This is a genomic window from Paenibacillus sp. R-74696, assembly GCF_055814915.1.
In genome coordinates, this window is sequence record NZ_JBPULM010000008.1 from 14616 (window position 1) to 34248 (window position 19633).

Here is a 19633-nt window from a genome sequence, read left to right on the forward strand (position 1 = left end):
AAAAACGCTCATTGATCGGCTATTTTGCCAGCAAATCAATGAGCGTTTTTATAATTTGCTGCCTTCCCAACGGCGTCCAGCTCATCACGAACCAATTAGGAATCGCATGTACATTCCCCTCATGAATAGCCCCTGTCTCCTGCCACGCAGCTGTTTGTGTCATCATCTTGAATATTTCCTCGCTGCCTGCCAAGACATGATGCTTCTGAATAAACAAATGCTCTGTCTCCAGTACAGGCAACGCTTCCGGCGGAATTTCCAGTCTCCACATCTCTTCAGGCACTTGTCCACCCGGCTTTAGAGCAAGCTCTTTATAAATCAGCTCATTAAGTGGATGGGCCGTTTTCCCTTGAATGCCGATTGCTCGGTGACTGACCTGCATAACCGTAATTCGTTCCTCGCCCATCGACTGGTGCAAAAGCTGCTTGGCATCTTCGATGCTCAAATCCAGACGAGTCAACACCGCTCCAGCTTCACGCTCCCGGTTTACAAGCTCGGCAATTTTCAAAAAGTTCCGTTTCCAATCCCACACTGAAAAATCAAGAAAAAATGGTGTTGCGATTTGCTTAAAGCTGTCTTTAAAATGCAAATGGTAATGATCTGCAATAATTAAGTCGCAATTGGAACGCTTTAGCTCTCTAAGCTGCTCATCCAACTGTTTGCTATACGCCTGTTCCCCTATGCCCGGATATTGAAACAAATCGACGACGCATACAGGCTCGATGCCGATGGACTGCAAATGCTCGTGAAAGCCAAGGGAAGAAGCTACCGCTATTTTCATCGTTCCGCGTTTCATATAAACGGTTGGTGATACGCCGACTAAACGCTGAAACATGCGGCTGAAATAAAACTCGCTGCGAAAGCCGACATAATCGGCCACTTCCTTCACGCGCCGATCTTCCTGATCGAGTATTTGCTTCGCTTTATCCATCCGAATTTGACTCAAATATTCAATAGGGCTTGCGACCTTCATTTTGCGAAAGAGGCGTGAGTAGGCTGTCGTCGTCATTTCGGCAGCCTCTGCCAAATGGTCGATGTTTATTTTCCGCATATAGTTTTCTTTCATATAAAGGATGCTGCGCTCAATCCGCTCATCGCTCGCTTCACGCTGCTCCGGTGCATTTGTAATAATAAAGCTTATAAACTCTTCCAACAGCAGCCGCAAGGAAAAAGCATCCGCCCTCGCTGCCCCTCTGCTTTGGTCATACATATGCAGCAATCGTTGAAGCACCTGCTGCGGCTGGCGAATAGGAATATGGCCCGGCAAAAAAGCGCCGGATAGCGATAATGATTTTACCCCTTCAAACTTTTTGCCTTCCTTCACTAGCATGATGGGCTCGAAAAAAAGACCATAATACGTAATCGTGCTGCAGCGGTCCGGAATATCAACGATCATTCCCGGCACTAACAGATACAGCTCGAAGGGGCGAATTCTGCACAATACACCATCTATTAAAAGACTTGCTTCGCCTTCTAAAATAAAACACATTACATGCATGCCGATCCGATAGCTGCCTGCACCTTGATGAACGGGAAACTTACGTTTCCGTATATATGAAAATAAATAGAGCTGATTCGTCTTCGAAGAACGCAGCGGCATTCGGTTTAGCACCGACCTTTCGTATAACCGTGACAATTTCTTCTATTATATAGTATTACGCCTCATCAGCAAATAGATCATATAAGGTGCGCCAATACATGCGGTAACTAGACCCGCCGGTATTTCATAGGGGGAAAATACCATTCTCCCTATCAAATCCGCAACGATAACGATTAAACCGCCAAGTAAAGCCGTAACGGGAAGACGCTTTAGGCTGCGCGTACCAACCAATCGCACTGCCATGTGAGGGGCGATAAGGCCAACGAACGCAATCGTACCCGCCATAGATACTGCCGATCCTGCTAAGGCGACGCTTATGAGGATAAACCAAAATCTCATTCGCTCCAGGCGCAAACCCAGCCCTTTGGCTGAATCATCGGTTAATTGAAACAGATCAAGCTGGCGTACACTTAACAGCACTAAGGGGAGCAGCACCACCGTCCACGGCAGCAAAGGCCAAAAATGCTCCCATGTCCGCCCATACAAACTGCCCGCCATCCACACGGAGGCTTGGGAAACGCGAAATATATTGCCAAGTGTCAGCAAATAGGTGATACATGCTGCTGCCATAGCTGAAATGCCAATTCCGACTAACAGCAATCGAATGATTGAAATGCCGTTGCTCCAGGACAACAAATAGATCAGTGCCGCTACAATGACAGCACCAGTGAAAGCAGCAAAAGGCAGCTGGCTCATCGGATATGCTGGCACAAGCACCATGACAGCGACTACAGCCGCGGCTGCTCCCGAATTGAGCCCAATAATGCCTGGCGAGGCAAGCGGGTTGCGAGTAATGATCTGCAAAATCATGCCGGATACAGCAAGTCCGCAGCCAGCTAAGAAGCCGGTGAGCACTCTAGGCAGTCTTACTCCACGGACCGTAAAAGCAAATTCATCATTGCCGACATGAAGCGCCGTTCGAATCGCCTCGAGAGGAGGCACCGCTCGCTCTCCAAATACGATGCTCAAAAGCAGAACAAGCAGATTCAAGCCAAGCAAGAGCAAAATGATTCCTAAGTAGCGTCCCTTTATAATAGAAGAAACTATTTCGCTTCCCCCTTTCGCTGCGCCAAATAAATGAGAAAAGGCGCTCCCAGAAAAGCAGTCACTACGCCTACTGGCAGCTCCTCGCCAGGCAATATAAACCGGGCTGCGATATCAGCCAGCAATAGCAATAAAGCGCCTAATACAATAGCATATGGCAAAATCCAGCGATAATTGGTTCCGGCCATGAAGCGGGCCATATGGGGAACCGCCAGCCCAATAAAAGCAATAGGTCCCGCAATAGCAACGGCACTGCCAGCTAGAATAATAATGACACCGATACAGAGCAGCTTAATGAATAGGACCCGCTGCCCTAAGCCTTGGGCCATTTCCTCTCCCAGGCTAATGACATTCATATGTTCAGCTAATAAAAACGAGCCAACCAGACCAAGCAGCATATAAGGAAGCACTGCTAAAAATAACTGCATATCCCGTCCCGTAATGGAGCCGGCAAGCCAGAAACGCATCGTATCCAGCGATTGTTCATTTAATATAAGAATGCCTTGCGTCAGCGAAGCCAGCAGCAAATTAATCGTCGCACCGGCGAGCACCAGCTTGACCGACGTTAGCGGCTGTCTGCCGATGGAGCTCAGTATAAATACCGAAAAACCCGCTATAGCAGCACCCGCAAAGGCTGACCACGTAAACAGTCCAAGCGAAGTTGTACCGAAAAGAAATGAAGCGATGACGGTTGTTAAAGCAGCCCCATAATTAATGCCGAACAGTTCCGGGCCTGCGAGCGCATTGCGGCTAAGCGCCTGCATCAGACAGCCAGCTGCTGCTAATGAGCCGCCAACCAGCATCGCGATCATCGCCCGAGGCAATCGGACTGACCTTACGATGAGCTGATCCCGCGATCCGTCAAAAGCCCAAAAAGCATCTATAACGGCTGCAAAAGGCACCCGTACAATTCCAAACATAATGCTGGAGGTCCATGCCAGCACAAGAAAAACAAACAGCACTGCCAAACCGGTCATTCTGCCCCTCAATGTTTCTACCTCCGAACGTAAAACGGTATAATCATACAGAAAGATTGGGCCGCCACTGCGGAAGACCCAATCTCCAATGAAACGATATGCACGAACCTTTTAACCTGCAACGTAGGTGTTTAAATCATCTGCTACTTTTGTAGCGGCTTGAATGCCTAGGCCACTCATCCAATATTCCCAATCTACCGGATGAACGCTATTATTTTGAGCACCCTTTAAGCTTTTCCATAGCGGACTGCTTTCCAGCTTGGCAAAGGCATCCTTCTCCCGGTCAAACCATAGTATAACATTTCCATCAAGATCAGCGATCTGCTCCTCCGTTAAATCTTTGGAGAACCCTTCATCGGTTTGCGCGGCCGGACGGACGATGCCCGCTTCCTTCATAATACCGCCGGCAAATGTCCCTTCCAAATAAATTTGGATTTTATCCTGGCGCGGACGGAAGAGCGATACTTCCTTGCCCTCGACCTTTGCTTTCAGCTCATTTATTTTTTGCGTGTAAGCCTCCAGCAGCTTTGTTCCTTCAGCCTGCTTATTCACGGCTTCGGCATGCAGCTGCAAATTCTCCTTCCAAGTTACGCCCAGCGTTTCTACGAATACGGTTGGCGCAATTTGCGCCAGCTGATCATGAATCGCATCATGTGTATCTTTATTTCCAATAATCAAATCCGGTTTCAGTGCATCAATCGCTTCCAGATTAGGCTCATTGACCGATCCAATATTTTCAATGCCGTCCGTTCCCGTCAAATAGGCAGGATAGGGATCACCAGCAGCCAAAATCGATGGAGCTCCAACTGGTTTGATGCCCATCTCCAGCAAATTGTCCAGAGCGCCGATATCAAGCACAACAACACGCGCTGGATTTACAGGAACTTCAACATCGCCATATGTATCCTTGACCACTCGGGTCGTTGCCGCTGGCTCCGTGCTGCTTGTGCTTTCAGGTGAAGCAGCTGGTGAAGCGGCATTTGTTCCACCAGTAGCCGCATTGCCGCAGCCTGATAAAATGAGGAGCATAATCATGAACCCTGCAAAATAAATCGTAAAACGGTGTTTTTTGTCTATAGCTCTTACTAGCATGTACTACATCCCCCTGCGATTAATAATGATTATCATTAATAACAAGAATACCAAGCCCCTTGGCAAGCTGTCCATGCAATAAGCTGTCGATCTCATGCATTATTTTTATATCCAGTGAAAATTCAACCATTATTATCCATGAATCATTATTTATCAGCTAATGGATTGCGTACTTGATGGATGCGCAGCTCATTATCTGGGAATAGCCTTCTTTTCGTCAATTGCTCAACGCCTATGACCGCATCGAATAGCGAGAAACGTTCAAACTGCTCGGCATACTCTGGAAACTGCTGCTGATACTCCACAATAATCTGTTTAACCAGCTGCCAAAACTTCTCCTCGGCGAAGCCGTAATGCTCCTCCATAAACAACGCCAGTTCCCCTAAGTTAATAAAGAAAAAGGCATCATGGACGAAATCGCGCACAGCTGCCGGATCATCCGTCTCCAAAAACGAATTGCGATTGACCCGCTGATGATATTCCGGCACTTGCACAAGCTGCGGGCACTTGTCCGGCTGAGCAAGAGCTGCTTTCATAAACCGGATGCCGTCATGAAAATCCTTCAGTGCAACCCGCTGCGGTAGTCCCGCTTGATGGATCAGTATCATATTTTGGGCATGAGATTCGATAGCGATGCCATGGGCAAACAGAAAATGAATAATCGGGCGTACGCTCGCGCCCAGCAGCTCAGTCAGCCAGTTCTCTGCTCCATGCCGCTTAATCCACGGATCAATGATGGGTTCGCCGTTCAGGTCCGTGGCACATAGAGCATTGAATGGCACCGCTGATTCTTCCGGCAGCAGCAGCGGATGCAGGCTTTCCCGCCATATGCAGGCAAGCACGCCATAGGCTTGCGGCTGCAAAGCAGCAGGAATGTCGGCATTGACATAGGCTGTGCCAGCAATCTCGCCTAAGAGAATGACGCGCAAGTGGTCGCGCAAATAGCTGTCTTCAGCTGCCAAGCCTTGCAGCCAATCCGTAATGAGCGGTGCATTTTCAACTGTATGCGGAGCCAGAATCCTTCCGGTTGATGTGTTTAAAATACTCAAGGCCAGCTTGACATAGGCTTTATGGGGAGCAGTCCGATTGGCAAGTGTACGAATCGACTGCTGGGCGGTATAACGCTCACCAGCTGTGCCTAGCAGTATCATTTCTCCCGAGCGAATTTGCGCTGAGAATACCGAGGTTAATTTATTGTTCCATTGCCACGGATGGACGGGAAGCAGCACATAGGCGCTTGCCTCAATGCCGGCCTGCTTGAAATAAGCGGCAAATTTGGACCGGCTGCTCTCATCCAGCTGTGCGCTGACCCATTCGTTCAGGTCCATCTGCGAAAAAGAGGCGTTTTTGAGCTTCGCTGAGCAGCTTGTCCGCGCGAACTTCCGCTGCACGGCTACCCAAATAGGCTCGATTGGCTTAGCAAACTCCGGTCCATACGCCCAATGATCCAAAACATTAAAGCCTATACGTGATTTGTAGCTCGGATGATACGGATGCCCATCCATTATCAAGCTTTCCCAGTCCTCATAAGGCTGCTGATGGATGGGGATCGCCGCCTGGTGCCGTTCATATTGGGCAAGCGTATCGTTGATTAACGTCTGTTCAAGCTCTTGGATAAAATGAAGCGTCCTCGCCTCATCCGCTCCGCTCCCAGCGGCAGTTTCAAGTAGAAACAGCGCGAGCGAATCAGCTTCCCGTTCGCTATTATTCATTCTGCGCCGCAGTGGCTGAGCATCCATTCGCAAGCGGTCGAACGTCAGATGGCGCGTGCCCTCGCAAATATATGCGACCGCTTCCCCGCTTTGGCTCACCCCATGAATTTCACAGGACCAGCGATTACCCGGCGCAGGCTTCAAGCCGTCGACAATACCTTCATAGAGCATGGACTGAACCAGCTGCCGAAAAATCCGGCGTCTTACCTGCACAAAATGAGGTGAGCGCATCGCAAGCGCATAATGGTGTTCCTGCATCGCTCCCTCTTTCGGCGTTGCTGTTAAAACTTCTGTCTGACCGTTTTTCATCTTCTCACTCCCCTGCTACTGTGTAGTGCTTCGGCTGGTAGGCATGCAGCGGATTGCTTACGCTGTGAACGCAATCCTTCGGCCCCTCGTACAATCGGCGTTTCGTAAGCTGTTCCACCTCGATATCTGCTGCAAATAGATCAAATGTTTCAAATCGTTCACCAAGCTCAGGAAAGTTCTCCTGATAGCCAGCGATAATTTCAGCCGTCATCTCCCACCAGGCTGCTTCCGCCAAGCCATAATGCTTCTCCAGAAAAAAGGCCAGCTCGGTTAAATTAATAAACATAAGCGCATCAAGCAAAAAGTCTTTGACCTCTTTAACATCCTCCTTCGCAATAAATGAATTGCGATTGACGCGTTGATGATTGGCTGGAGGATACATAATGTCCGGATAGCCTAGCGGGTGGGGAACAGCGGGCGAATAGCGAATGCCATCGTGAAAATCCTTCAGTGCCACACGTGTCGGCAGTCCCCGCTCCAATACAATAATCATATTTTGCGCATGAGACTCCAGCGCCGTTCCATGCGCATACAGCAGATGAATTAGAGGAAGGACTGTCACACTGATCAGCTTTTTCACCCAGTCCTCCAAGCCATGCTTCTGAATCCATTCCTCAATGACCGGCGTCCCATCTGTTTGCAGATAACACAAGGCCCCAAACGGAAGTGCTTCCTCGCCTGACTCCAAATACGGATGCAGGCTTTCTCGCCAGATGGCGCCAAGGGTGCCATAAACCTTTTGCTCAAGCAGATTTGGCAGCTTCTGATGCTGATAAGAAACACCCAGCACCTCCTTCAGCATAATGAGCCGGAGTTCATCGCGTAAAAAAGCATCGCCTTCCACCACCTCGCCCAGCCAATCTGATATGCGTGCCGCATTAAGCAGCGTATGCTGGGCCAAAATACGGCCGGAGGACGTATTTGTAATACTTAGCGGCAGCTTGACATACGCCTTGGAGCTATCTGAGCGATTGCTAAGTGTGCGAATGGACTGCTGCGGAACATATCCATCGCTTCCATAGCCTAAATAAATCATTTCTTGCGTCTCCAGCTGCTCAAAAAATGCCATGGCCGCAAACCGCTCCCACTGCCAGGGGTGGACAGGCAGCAGTGTATACTCGCCGGGATTTTTACCCGCCGCCTCTATTTTCGCTTGGAATGCCGCATAATCGGCTCCAAGCTCATGCTGCAAATAGCAAGTAAAATCAATTGCGCGAGAAATCGTAAAACTCGCAGATGTCTGGTGCACCGCTACCCAAGCCAAGTGCAGCTCCGGCTTAAATTCCGGGCCATAGGCCAAATTGTCCTCCAGCGTAAAGCCCATTCTAGATTTATAGCAGGGATGATACGGATGGCCCGCTTGCACATAACTCTCCCAGTCGTCATAATCGGCTGGCTTATGCTGCTGAAATGCCTTCAGCTGCTGGAGGGCCATCGTATCTTTCAGCAGCGTTTGCTGGATTTCATCGATAAAGACGGACAGCAGCGCCTCTGTCGTTCCTATGGCCGGTGCAATTTCCAGCAGAAAACGAGGGAGAGAAGCCGCCTCTACAGCTTGACCTGCCGCACAGCGTAAAACAGGCTCATCCGACAAGCGGATACGACCATAGCTTTTTTTGCGAGAAGCTTTAAACCGATAAGCGACCTGCTCGCCAGAGTCAGCCTTTCCGTAAAGCTCATATTCCGTTTCTGCACCGTTTGCGATGGCAGGCCTGGTTACAATTTGCTCATACAGCAGCGACTCTATTAGTTGGCGGAAAATTCGCCTTCTTGCTTGAATCAGCTCATTCGAGTGCAGCAATGACAAACTAATATGGCTCATAGGGCACCTCCAAAAAGAGTACTCAGCTCTTCGACATAAATATGCTCAGGGTGCGGATGGCTCAAAAAGTCATGATGCGAAATCGCCCAGCCATATGCGCCCGCATAACGAAACAGCAATACATCACCTACACGTATCTCTTTCATTTCAACATCTTGCGCCAGCACATCCTTTGGCGTACATAGCTGGCCGACTATTGTCGCCGAACCGTCATAAAGCGCCGGCCGCTCATAGGAATGCGGCCAATGCTCAATGGCGATCCGCTCGAACGGATGGCTGTGATTCCAGGAAACAGGCAGTCGAAAATGATGGGTGCCTCCTCGAATAATGACATAATCCTTCCCGTGATTCCGCTTAATATCCAGCACCTCGACGGCATAATACCCGCTGGACGCGGTGAGGTAACGCCCGCATTCAAACAGGATTGTGGTCGTAGGCTCCAGCTCCCTGCCTAGCATCGGCTCAAGCCCGCTAACAAACTCGGTCCAATTAAACTGCCGATCCAAATCCGCATAATTGACCCCGATGCCGCCGCCCGCATTGATATAATTTAAGGTCAAGCCGTATTTTGCAGCCCACTGCCGTGATAGGGTGCAATAATATTCAACCAGGCGAACATGCTGCTCCGCATCCAAATTATTCGATAGGGAGTGAAAATGGAATCCTTCCACTCGGACATGCCGCAGCTTCTGCAATTGCCCCATAACTTCCGGAATCGACTCCTCGTCAATGCCGAACTGAGTTGGCTTTCCACCCATCGCCAGCGTCGCTTGCGGAAGTGGGCCCCGCAAATTAATGCGCAGCAGAACCGGTGCCACAATGCCTCGCCTTTCAGCAATCGCATTCAGCTTATTCAGCTCATGACCGCTCTCCACATGAACGAGACTGACGCCGTATTCCATTGCGCCTTCCAGCTCCTCCTCCGTCTTTCCGGGTCCGCCGAATAAAATCGGAATTCTCGAGGATATTTCGCGCACTTTTCTGATTTCGCCTAGCGATGCGACCTCAAAACCGTGCACAATTTCAGCGAGTGCAGCAAGCACCTCGCGCTCCGAGTTTGCTTTAATCGCATAAAACAGCTTGCAGCGCTGGGGCAGCGATTGCACTCGCTCCCTCACATGACTGCGCAAGGCATCCATGTCACGCACATATGCACATAATAGGCCGGGTTGCTCCACCTTCAGCTTTTGAATATAAGGAACGATGCTCTGGATTTCTGAACGTACGCCGCTTGAGGTTACAGACATAGACGCGTACCTATTCCTTTCTGCACGGCCTGCGCATAAATTTCCGCCGCGCTTGAAATATCCTCAACCGCCATTCCCATCGGATTAAGCAAAATAATTTCATCATCGCTTTCGCGCCCCGGCTTGCTGCCAATTACGATTTCACCCATCTCAGCATGCAGCTGCTCACGCGAAAACCTGCCCTCCAGCACGAGCTGATTGATCGTTTTTTTCTCGCGGTTGGATTGATCCCAATCGTCGACAACGACTTTATCCGCAAGAACGAATACGTCCTTATGCACATCCATAATCGAGATATTGCTGATGAATGTGCCTTTATTCAGCCATTCGTATGGAATATACGGCGCTGAGGCTACTGTTGCGGTGACGAGTACTTCCGCCTGCCGAACGGCTTGCTCCGCCGATTCCTCCACCTTGAAGTCGACCTGCTTGAACTGCCCTCGCAGCTCAGCTGCCAGCAGCTCGGCATTCCCCCTGTTCAGGTCAAATAAACGAACGGTGTGAATCGCCGCAAACTGCTCCACCAAGGAGGTGATTTGCATCTTCGCAATGACGCCGCAGCCGATGACTGAAACAGCACCAAAATCTTTTTTCGCTAAATGCTTTGCACCAATGACGGTCACCGCCGCTGTGCGCATGCCGCTTATGAGACTTCCCTCCATAACGGCGATCGGATAATTGGACTCGGGATCATTCAAAATAATAAGAGCGCTTGCCCGTTCTTTGTTGCGCTTCGCCGGGTTATCGTGCTTGCTGCCAATCCATTTCAGCCCACTTACGGCAACTTCGCCACCGACATAAGCAGGCATAGCAATAATACGATCGGCAATATGGCCTGCGTCCCCGTTCACCCGCAAATACGGTTTTAGCGGCTGCATATATTCCCCCTTTGCATGCAGTTCAAACGCCCGGGTTACCGCTGCGACATATGGCGCTGAATGCGTTCCTCCAAGCTCCACAATATGCTGCTTGCTTAAATATAAAATTTCATGTTCCTGTACCTGGCTCATTCGTTGATCACTCCTGGCTCATATTGGTTTTGCTCTGCTGCATGATGGTCTTGAGGCAACTGCTCTACCCATCGCTCATCGTAAACGGTATCCAAATAGCGTTCTCCCCGGTCTGGGAGCACAGTTACTACGTTCGCCGCAGGCGGCAAGCTCGGAAGCAGCTTTTGCAGAGCAGCTACAAGAGAACCTGATGATCCGCCTGCAAAAATCCCTTCGCGCTCCAGCAATTTGCGGCAGCCCTGCACAGATTCGCGATCATTGACGTGGATGACCTGATCGACCTCAAGAGAAGCAAATAATTCAGGGACACGGTTTGCTCCGATGCCGGGAAGCTCACGCTGTGCAGGCGGTGTTCCGAAAATAATCGAGCCTACCGCATCTACCGCAATAATTTTAGCCCGCGGAAATGCCTCCTTTACGCGGCGTGAAATTCCGAGTATACTGCCTGTTGTACTCACAGCGCATACTAAATAATCGATTGGGCGGTCCATTTGCTCCACGATTTCCTCTCCAGCCCCATAATAATGCGCTTCCCAGTTAAGCGGGTTCGCATATTGATTGATCCAGTAAGCATTGCGGTCTTGGCTCACAAGCTCCTTCACTCTGCTTATTCGCGATTGTAAATAACTGCCGTATTCATCAGGCTCCTTAACCATATCGATATGGGCACCCAGGTAGGTAATCATTCGTAAATTGGTTGAGGTAATTTTCGGATCTACCACACAGGTGAACTTTAGCCCATACATCTTGGCAGCGAGTGCCAGGCCAATGCCCAGATTACCAGACGTACTCTCGATCAGATGGGTATTGGCCTGAATCGTTCCTTCCCTCAGCCCCTTCTCGATAATGTAGCGGGCAGGGCGATCCTTCATGCTGCCGCCGGGGTTCATCATCTCTAGCTTGGCGAAAATAGATGCCCCGTGCGAACCAAACAGAGAATTCAGGCGAACTAATGGCGTTCGTCCAATGCAATCGATAATCGTATTGGCGATTTTCGGCGACCTTTCTTTAACCTGCAAAGCGTTTTGTTCCATGCATGAACACCAGCTTTCCTCTTGTTTTGATGCCGCTTATACGCATAGTTGATAATGATTATTAATTTCAAAAATGCGACATAGGCTACATTATGCTATTCCTTTATTTACCTGTCAATATATTTTTATTTTGTATATTTTTTCTTTAATATCATTGACTTTGATAATATTTGTTGATAATCTTGGGTGGTATTTGATTATTTATCACGTTAGACAAGGCAGGCGAGTGAAAATGCAGCAATTATCTTGGAATAGAAGTGTGCGTATATTATGGGGAGGGCGGTTTCTTTCCAGCGCCGGCTTGACGGGTATCAGCCCGTTTATTCCGTACTACATGGAGTCGCTTCAGGCTGGAAGCCCATCCCAGGTCCTCATGTGGACGGGGCTTGCCGTATCTGCGCCAGCGGTCTCTTATGCGCTGCTGACTCCTTTGTGGGGAAAGCTTGGCGACCGCTGGAGCCGGAAATGGATGGTCGTCAGAGCTTTGCTCGGGCTCGCGCTAAGCATGTTTCTGATGTCCATTGCCGCTACGCCGTTTCAATTTTTTCTGTTTCGGCTGTGCCAAGGCGCATTCGGCGGCATCTCCGACGCAAGCAGTGCGTTCATCGGAACCCATGCTCCGCCTAAAAGGCAGGGCTTCGCGCTTGGGCAAATGGAACGCGCTTCCGCAGCTGGCTTGCTCGTTGGCCCTCTGCTCGGAGGCATTTGCGTTAATACATGGGGAAGCGGCCCTCTGCTGTTCATAACTGCCTCTTTAACCGCTTCCTTTGCCCTGATTGCTGCCTTTGTTTTACCTGGATCTGCGCAGGAAAAGCCGAAAGCTGCGATTCCCCCGTCTAAGCGGAATGGTATATTCGCTTCTTTTGCAGCGCTGTTAAAGCATCCTGTTGCACGCTCCTTTATCGCTGCCGGCATTTTGTTCAAGCTTGCGGACTTCGCAACCTTTACGATTTTCACGCCGTATATGCGGGAGCTGCTTGATTCTCCCGCTAAAGCGGCGACGGCGGTAGGCATACTCATCGCCGCTTCTTCTGCCGGAGAATTAATAGGCGGCCCATGGTGGGGAAAAAGAAATGATAACCACCAGCCCGCGCGTAATTTCACCGCAGCCGGACTGTTATGTGCTCTTTGCATCATCGCCCAGATGCTGCCCTTTGGCGTTATTTGGCTATTTATTGTTCGCTTTCTGCAAGGTTTTTTTTACAGTGCCTTATTGCAAACCGTCATGCTGTCCGTCCTCAAAACCTCATCCGATCATGATAGAGGCGTTAGAATCGGGGCAACGAACAGCCTCCTCATGGCAGGACAAATATCAGGTCCAACCATCGGCGTCTTTATTGGGGCCCAATTTGGCCTTTCCTCCGTTTTTTTGGTCATGGGAGGCTTCATGCTGCTCGCCTCTATGTTAGTCTGGTTTCCCGCTGCCCATATCCGGCGGCAAAATCGTTTTTCTGCCCATTAGACCATCATTTGAAAGGAGCAAGTCCAGTATGTCGCAAGCACAATTCAAGCAAGATTCTTTGTCAGGCCCATCCATTCAGCGTTCGGAAAAAGAAAGCATCAGCCGCTTATTAAATGCCTATCTTCGCGAGTCAGGGCAATTCGAGCCCAGCGATGTTTCCTTTTTTCATCCTGAAATAACGAAAGTCGTCTGGCTCCCGCACACGAAGCTTGGAATCTATGTAACCGTTTTGCATTTGTCTGTGGGAGGCCACCATGTTTTCGGAGAGCACTTTTATACGAAGGAAGCACAGCAGTGGAAAAAAAACTCGTTCGCCGAAATTATTCACCTCGTGTTGGATGAAATTTGCTTCATCGAAGCAGACTCAGCATCTAAAACGCAAAAACGAGCGGAGCTGGAAGCTCTTATTCATAACAGCCAGCAGCGCATGAATCACTATTTGGCTTTTGCGGCTGAGCAGGAGCAAGAACAGGGGGAGCAGCTGCTCGATTTCCGTTATTTAGAGCAGGCGTTGCTGTGCGGACATCCTTTTCATCCGACTCCAAAAAGCCTGCAAGGCTTTTCGGACAGTGATTCACAGGCTTATTCGCCAGAATTTGGCACAGCCTTCCCCCTCCACTGCTTTGCTGCGGCACTTGCATATATCGCGGAGGATTGGCTTGAGGGGCGGACAAATGAGGAACAGCTCGCGTGGATTCCACCTGCAATGAAAGCGGCAGCCGCAGCGAAGCTTGGCGCAGCGAGCGGCGATTATGTGCTGCTGCCCTGCCATCCTTGGCAGGCAGAATACGTACGCAGCCTTGCGCCTGTGCAAAACTTGCTGGAGCAAGGACTGCTTGTAGATTTAGGGGACACAGGACCACTCGTATACCCAACCTCATCTGTGCGAACGGTATGGAACCCAGAGCAAGCTTGCTTTTACAAGCTATCGCTGCACATCCGGATTACGAATTTCATTCGTGAGAACACGCCCGAGCAGCTACTGCGAACGCTTGACGCCTCAAGGGCAATTGATGCTATTCGCGAGGAGTATACGACGGGGTCATTTAAGCTTTTGCTTGAGGAGGGTTATCGCACGCTGCGCCTACCTGAGGCCGACCAAAGCTTGAACGAGGAGTTGATGTCTGCATTTTCGATGATTGTGCGCGAAGCACCGGAAGAATGCACTTCTGCCGAGGAGCCACCATTTGTCATCGCCTCCTTGCTCGAAGTGCCACCCGGACACAACGAGCCTCTGTTGTTCCGAGCCGTGCGCCAAGCGCTGCATCCAAAGCAGCCTGACTGGACCAATTGGCTGCGCCAATATTTGCACCTGTCAATGAAGCCGCTGCTGCATCTATACGCAGAAACGGGCATCAGCCTGGAAGCACATGTGCAAAATGCGATGCTGCGCTTGCACCAAGGCATGCCCGCCACTTTTTATGTCAGGGATCTTGAGGGCATTAGCATTAATGTGGAAATGGCCGAGCAGCGGGGCTGGATTAACACCTTGCTGCGGGAAGACAGCCCTGTCCTCTATTCCGAGGAGCAAGCCCGCCATCGCTTAAAATATTATTTTTTCGTTAACCATCTCTCCCATCTAATTGCACGAATTTCATATTATAGCGGGCAGGAAGAGCAGGTGTACTGGGCCATCGCGAGCAACGTGCTGCATGAAATCAAGCATGCTTCCTCCCATGCGCTTTTGCACAATCTCATTACAGATTTATTGACCAGCGCTACGCTCCCGGCAAAGGCAAATCTGCTCAGCCGTTTTCATCAGCGTGGCGAAACGCCCTTATACGTGGAAATACCAAATCCGATGCGCATAGAGGTACAATAAAAGCAGCGAGCTTGCCGTTTACGCATAAAAAAAGGCCTGTCCCCGCAGTCATGATGACTCATGACGGAAGGACAGGCTGTTTTTCACCTAACATTGGCTTCGCCTCTTTAATAGTCAACGCTATTCAAACATAGACACATGCTTGTTGGCGCTTTAGGCCATTATCCCCTTAGCTCAGAAAGCTTAGGGTTTCAGCCGAATACAGTGATTCAAAGCCTATCATCTAACAAACATGAACAAAGAAGAAATTAATCACGGGGATTAAGACGAGGCTGCAAGTTTGAAGCTGTCTCTTTATTTTATCTATTTATGCGCATCTTCTGAGCTAAGGGGATAACAGCTGTAAGCAAACGACAACTAGCCAACAGCAGCTGGTAGACGGTAACTGGCAATAACAAACAGCTCCTTGCCAACTGTGCCACCAACGTCCTTTATAGCAAGCCGCTTGCTTTCATTTATTTGCCGATCCACAATGAAAAATCCTCCTCGGTAGCAAGCACGCTGTGAGTCGCCGAAACGGCCTGCTCCGTCCCTCTCGCATAATCGATTCCACTATCAGCGTAGTCGTAGGAGAGGGTGACTCTCGTTTTTTCCTTCAACGGATTGGCATGGGGAATCGCCGACAGCAGCGACTTTGTATACGGATGTACGGGTCGCTCGAAAATATCCTCCGTCGTTCCCGTCTCGACTAAATAGCCTAAATGCAGCACCCCAATTCGATCGGAAATGTATTTAACCATCGATAAATCATGGGAAATGAACAAAAAGGCCGTGTTCGTTTCTTCTTGAATACTCTTAAGCAAATTTACAACCTGCGCCTGAATCGACACATCGAGGGCGCTGATCGCCTCGTCGGCGATAATAAGCCCCGGCTCCATAATAAGCGCCCGGGCTATGCCTATGCGCTGCCGCTGCCCGCCCGAAAACTGATGCGGATAACGGTTCGCATGCTCGCGTGACAGCCCCACTTTTTCGAGAATGCGCTCTACCTTTTCTTGGCGCTCCTGCTTCGTTCGGTACAGCTTATGAATATCAAGCCCCTGCGCAATAATGTCGATTACTTTCTTTCGCGGATTCAGCGAGGCCATCGGATCTTGAAAAATCATCTGCATTTTGGTGCGCAGCAGCGTCTGCTCCTTCTCCTTCAGCGTGCCGGAAATATCCGCACCTTGAAAAGAAATCGCGCCAGCCGTTGGCTCATACAGCCGAATAATCGTTCGCCCAATCGTCGATTTGCCGCTGCCCGACTCTCCTACGAGCCCATAGGTTTCCCCTTTATGGATATCAAAGGAAACCCCATTTACCGCCTTGACTGTATATTGCTTGCTCACTCTAAAATGCTGCTTCAGATCAGCAACTCGTAAGATTGTTTCTCTTCCCACTCGCTCCCCATCTCCTTCGCCACCTTGCCCAATCTCGCTTTCAGCGTCTCTGACATTTCAATTTCCGGCGCATTCTCGTGCAGCAGCCATGTCGCGGCATAATGCGTATCCGTTACTTTAAACATGGGCGGCTCCAGCTTAAAATCAATATTTAACGCATGGACATTGCGCGGCGCAAACGCATCCCCAGTAATCGGATGAAGCAAATTCGGTGGACTGCCGGGAATCGTGTACAGCTTTTCATTCGTCGAGCCCATGTCCGGCATCGAGGAAAGCAGTCCCCATGTATACGGGTGACGGGGATCGCAAAAAATTTCTTCCACCGTCCCCTGCTCAATCATTTTTCCTGCATACATGACCGTCACATAGTCCGCCACCTTCGCAACGACGCCTAAATCATGCGTAATGTAGATGACGGAAATGCCTGTTTTGGCTTGAATGGTTTTAATCAGCTCTAAAATTTTAGCTTGAATCGTCACATCAAGCGCCGTCGTCGGCTCATCGCAAATGAGCACCTCCGGATCGCAGGCAAGCATAATGGCAATGACGACACGCTGCCGCATGCCCCCGGACAGCTGATGCGGGTAGCATTTCATCCGCTTCTCAGGATCGCATATGCCGACGAGCTGCAGCAGTTCAAGCGCCCGCTTGCGCGCTTCGGCGCGGCTTTTTTTCAAATGGATGATCATGCTCTCCATAATTTGATTGCCAACGGTCATCGTCGGATTCAGCGATGTCATCGGATCTTGAAACACCATGGCGATTCGCCTGCCATTGATTTGCGAGCGCATTTCCTTTTGTGACAGCTTGAGCAGATCATGGGTCACACGTTTGCCTTTTTCCTCATAGTGGAACAGGATAGAGCCGGCATTAATTTGCTGATTGCTGCTCAAAATCCGCATGATTGCCTTTACCGTAACGGACTTGCCGCTGCCGGATTCCCCGACAATCGCGACCGTTTCCCCTTTGCGCAATTCAAGATCCACACCGCGTATGGCATTTACGAGCCCACTCGCTGTTTGAAACGAGATCGATAAATTCCGGATTGAAAGCACCGTTTCGCTCATTTGCTCTCCCCTCCTAGCTTTCCTTCATTTTCGGATCAAGCGCATCACGCAGCCCGTCTGCGAGCAGATTGAAGCTCAGCATCAGCAGCGCCAGCACAACGACCGGCGCGACAAGCATATACGGATAAATCGTCATGGACTTGAAGCTTTCGCTAATAAGCGAGCCTAAAGACGCCATTGGCTGGGGAATGCCGAGACCGATAAATGCCAGAAAAGCTTCTGTAAAAATCGCGCTCGGCACTGAAAACATCGACATGATAATGATTTGCCCAAAAATATTAGGTAAAATATCTTTGAAAATAATACGAAAATGACCCGCCCCGAGCGTTCGGGACGCCAGCACAAACTCCTGTTCCTTCAGCTTTAAAATTTGTGCCCGCGCTACCCGGCTCATCCCAATCCAGCCCGTAATCATTAAGGCGAGCGTTATCGTCACAAACCCCGGCTTTAGCACGACAATGAGCAGCGTCACAATGACCAAATTCGGTATACCACTTAAAATTTCAATAATCCGCTGCATGACATTGTCAACCGAGCGGCCGAAATAACCGGAAACAAGGCCATAGCACATGCCAATAATCATATCTACTGCAACGGCGATTACCGCGATGTATAAGGAGATGCGCGTTCCCTCCCAGGTACGGGTCCATAAATCCCGCCCCAGCGTATCGGTGCCGAAAATATAATAGACGTCGGTCAGCCCCTTCTGCTCGTACGCATTAACCCCATTGGCTGCTCCATTAAAAATAAAAAAGTTTTCCAAGCCTTCAATGCGCGGGGGCAAGCTTTTATGCTTAATATTGATTGATTTATACGTATGCTCATTCATCATCGGCCCGAAGGCTGCAAAAAAAGAAATGATAATAATAATGACTAAGCCAATAACCGCACCTTTATTCGCCTTAAACCGCAGGAAGGCATCCCGTCCATATGATTGGCTCGTATAGGTATGATCGAATTGCACCCGCTCGCTATTGCCAGCAAGTTCGAAATCGCCACCTGTATAAGATTGAACCGGCTTACCCATGCTTCTCCCCCTTCGCCAAACGAATGCGCGGGTCTATGACGCCATATAAAATATCTACGGCCAGCATAATCGCAATAAACATCATGCTGTAAAGGAAGGATACGGCGATGATGACGTTATAGTCATTGATTTGAATCGCTGTCACAAGCAAACTGCCGATGCCGGGAATTGCGAAAATTTGTTCAATAACGAGACTGCCAGTCATTAAAGCGACAACGAGCGGCGCGAGCACCGTAATAATGGGAATGAGCGCATTTCGCAGCGCATGAACGATAATCAGCCTCGCGCTCCCTACTCCCTTGCTCTCCGAAAGCCGTATGTACTCCGAGCTAAGAACTTCAATCATCTCAGAGCGGGTAAACCGCGCAACGGTCGCAATCGTAAACATTGAAAGGGCGATCGTTGGCAGCACGGTAGACACAAATGGTGAGGCAGAGCTATATAAGAGCGGAAACCACTTTAGCTTCCACCCCAGAAAATACGACAGGGCGAGGGCAAATACATAAGAGGGAAAGCTGACACCAATCACTGATATAAACGTCGTCAAGCTATCTGCCAAGCTATTGTGCTTAAGGGCGGCTACAATGCCGAGCAGTAATCCAATCACCGTTCCAAGCAGAACGGCCTGAAACCCAATTTGTATGGATACGGGCAGACGCGCCTCCAGCATCGCGGATATCGGCATATTTTTCTGAATAACATAGGAAACCCCAAAATCGCCGCTCAGCATCGCTTTAATATAATGGACAAAGCGATTAAACACAGGCTGGTCAAGGCCATATTTAGCATCCAGCACCGCCCGCTGCGCCTGGGTAATTTTCTCATCGTTAAAGGGTGAGCCCGGCATAAGCTCCAGCATAAGGAAGAGCGCCAGCAAAATAACGAGCAGAGTCACAACGGCTAAGCCTACTCTTTTTAACACATAGTTTCTCAATCGTTTCACCTCTATAAGTGTAAAACTTATGAATGCTTATATTTTATAAATGCCGAATCACAGCCGCTTGAACTTTCGCTTCTGTGATTCGG

15 protein-coding genes are annotated in these 19633 nt (G+C 49.7%); 2 read left to right on the forward strand and 13 right to left on the reverse strand.

Annotation, left to right across the window (positions count from 1 at the left end):
* Window positions 1-19: 19 nt before the first annotated feature.
* The 9 genes from ACSR9A_RS01200 to sbnA form a co-directional block, all read right to left on the reverse strand.
* Entirely contained in the window at window positions 20-1600 is a 1581-nt protein-coding gene (locus ACSR9A_RS01200; RefSeq protein WP_473755197.1) for a helix-turn-helix domain-containing protein, read from the reverse strand.
* A gap of 45 nt (window positions 1601-1645) precedes the next feature.
* Window positions 1646-2599 carry a FecCD family ABC transporter permease gene (locus tag ACSR9A_RS01205; RefSeq protein ID WP_473755198.1) on the reverse strand — a complete coding sequence of 318 codons (954 nt, stop codon included), beginning with the start codon at window positions 2597-2599 and terminating at the stop codon, window positions 1646-1648.
* A 44-nt stretch (window positions 2600-2643) separates the two neighbouring features.
* Window positions 2644-3633, reverse strand: a complete 990-nt coding sequence (locus ACSR9A_RS01210; RefSeq protein ID WP_473755199.1) for a FecCD family ABC transporter permease — start codon at window positions 3631-3633, stop codon at window positions 2644-2646.
* 99 nt (window positions 3634-3732) lie between these two features.
* Window positions 3733-4713: an ABC transporter substrate-binding protein gene (locus ACSR9A_RS01215; RefSeq protein ID WP_473755200.1), complete on the reverse strand. Its 981-nt coding sequence runs from the start codon at window positions 4711-4713 to the stop codon at window positions 3733-3735.
* Window positions 4714-4859: 146 nt separating this feature from the next.
* Complete coding sequence (locus tag ACSR9A_RS01220) at window positions 4860-6734, reverse strand: IucA/IucC family protein (RefSeq protein WP_473755201.1); 1875 nt, start codon at window positions 6732-6734, stop codon at window positions 4860-4862.
* Between the two features lie 4 nt (window positions 6735-6738).
* Window positions 6739-8556: an IucA/IucC family protein gene (locus ACSR9A_RS01225; RefSeq protein WP_473755202.1), complete on the reverse strand. Its 1818-nt coding sequence runs from the start codon at window positions 8554-8556 to the stop codon at window positions 6739-6741.
* Window positions 8553-9803: a type III PLP-dependent enzyme gene (locus tag ACSR9A_RS01230; RefSeq protein WP_473755203.1), complete on the reverse strand. Its 1251-nt coding sequence runs from the start codon at window positions 9801-9803 to the stop codon at window positions 8553-8555. The genes ACSR9A_RS01225 and ACSR9A_RS01230 overlap by 4 nt, the downstream gene beginning before the upstream one ends.
* The gene (gene sbnB, locus ACSR9A_RS01235; protein WP_473755204.1) at window positions 9794-10813 is read right to left on the reverse strand and encodes a 2,3-diaminopropionate biosynthesis protein SbnB; all 1020 of its coding nucleotides are present in this window, start codon (window positions 10811-10813) and stop codon (window positions 9794-9796) included. The genes ACSR9A_RS01230 and sbnB overlap by 10 nt, the downstream gene beginning before the upstream one ends.
* Window positions 10810-11847, reverse strand: coding sequence for a 2,3-diaminopropionate biosynthesis protein SbnA (gene sbnA, locus ACSR9A_RS01240; protein ID WP_473755205.1), 1038 nt, complete (start codon window positions 11845-11847; stop codon window positions 10810-10812). The genes sbnB and sbnA overlap by 4 nt, the downstream gene beginning before the upstream one ends.
* 232 nt (window positions 11848-12079) lie before the next feature.
* On the opposite strand from sbnA, the gene ACSR9A_RS01245 reads away from it, so the two are divergent.
* Window positions 12080-13309, forward strand: coding sequence for an MFS transporter (locus tag ACSR9A_RS01245; protein ID WP_473755206.1), 1230 nt, complete (start codon window positions 12080-12082; stop codon window positions 13307-13309).
* A gap of 28 nt (window positions 13310-13337) precedes the next feature.
* Complete coding sequence (locus ACSR9A_RS01250; RefSeq protein ID WP_473755207.1) at window positions 13338-15131, forward strand: IucA/IucC family protein; 1794 nt, start codon at window positions 13338-13340, stop codon at window positions 15129-15131.
* Between the two features lie 455 nt (window positions 15132-15586).
* Here the strand turns inward: ACSR9A_RS01250 and ACSR9A_RS01255 are convergent, their stop codons facing one another.
* The 4 genes from ACSR9A_RS01255 to ACSR9A_RS01270 are packed head-to-tail and all read right to left on the reverse strand — an operon-like array spanning window position 15587 to window position 19541.
* Window positions 15587-16513, reverse strand: a complete 927-nt coding sequence (locus tag ACSR9A_RS01255; RefSeq protein WP_473755208.1) for an ABC transporter ATP-binding protein — start codon at window positions 16511-16513, stop codon at window positions 15587-15589.
* The gene (locus ACSR9A_RS01260; protein WP_473755209.1) at window positions 16477-17580 is read right to left on the reverse strand and encodes an ABC transporter ATP-binding protein; all 1104 of its coding nucleotides are present in this window, start codon (window positions 17578-17580) and stop codon (window positions 16477-16479) included. Before ACSR9A_RS01260 ends, ACSR9A_RS01255 begins: the two co-directional genes overlap by 37 nt.
* A gap of 13 nt (window positions 17581-17593) precedes the next feature.
* Window positions 17594-18607, reverse strand: coding sequence for an oligopeptide ABC transporter permease (gene opp3C, locus ACSR9A_RS01265; protein ID WP_473755210.1), 1014 nt, complete (start codon window positions 18605-18607; stop codon window positions 17594-17596).
* Entirely contained in the window at window positions 18600-19541 is a 942-nt protein-coding gene (locus ACSR9A_RS01270) for an ABC transporter permease (RefSeq protein ID WP_473755211.1), read from the reverse strand. The genes opp3C and ACSR9A_RS01270 overlap by 8 nt, the downstream gene beginning before the upstream one ends.
* Window positions 19542-19633: the final 92 nt, after the last annotated feature.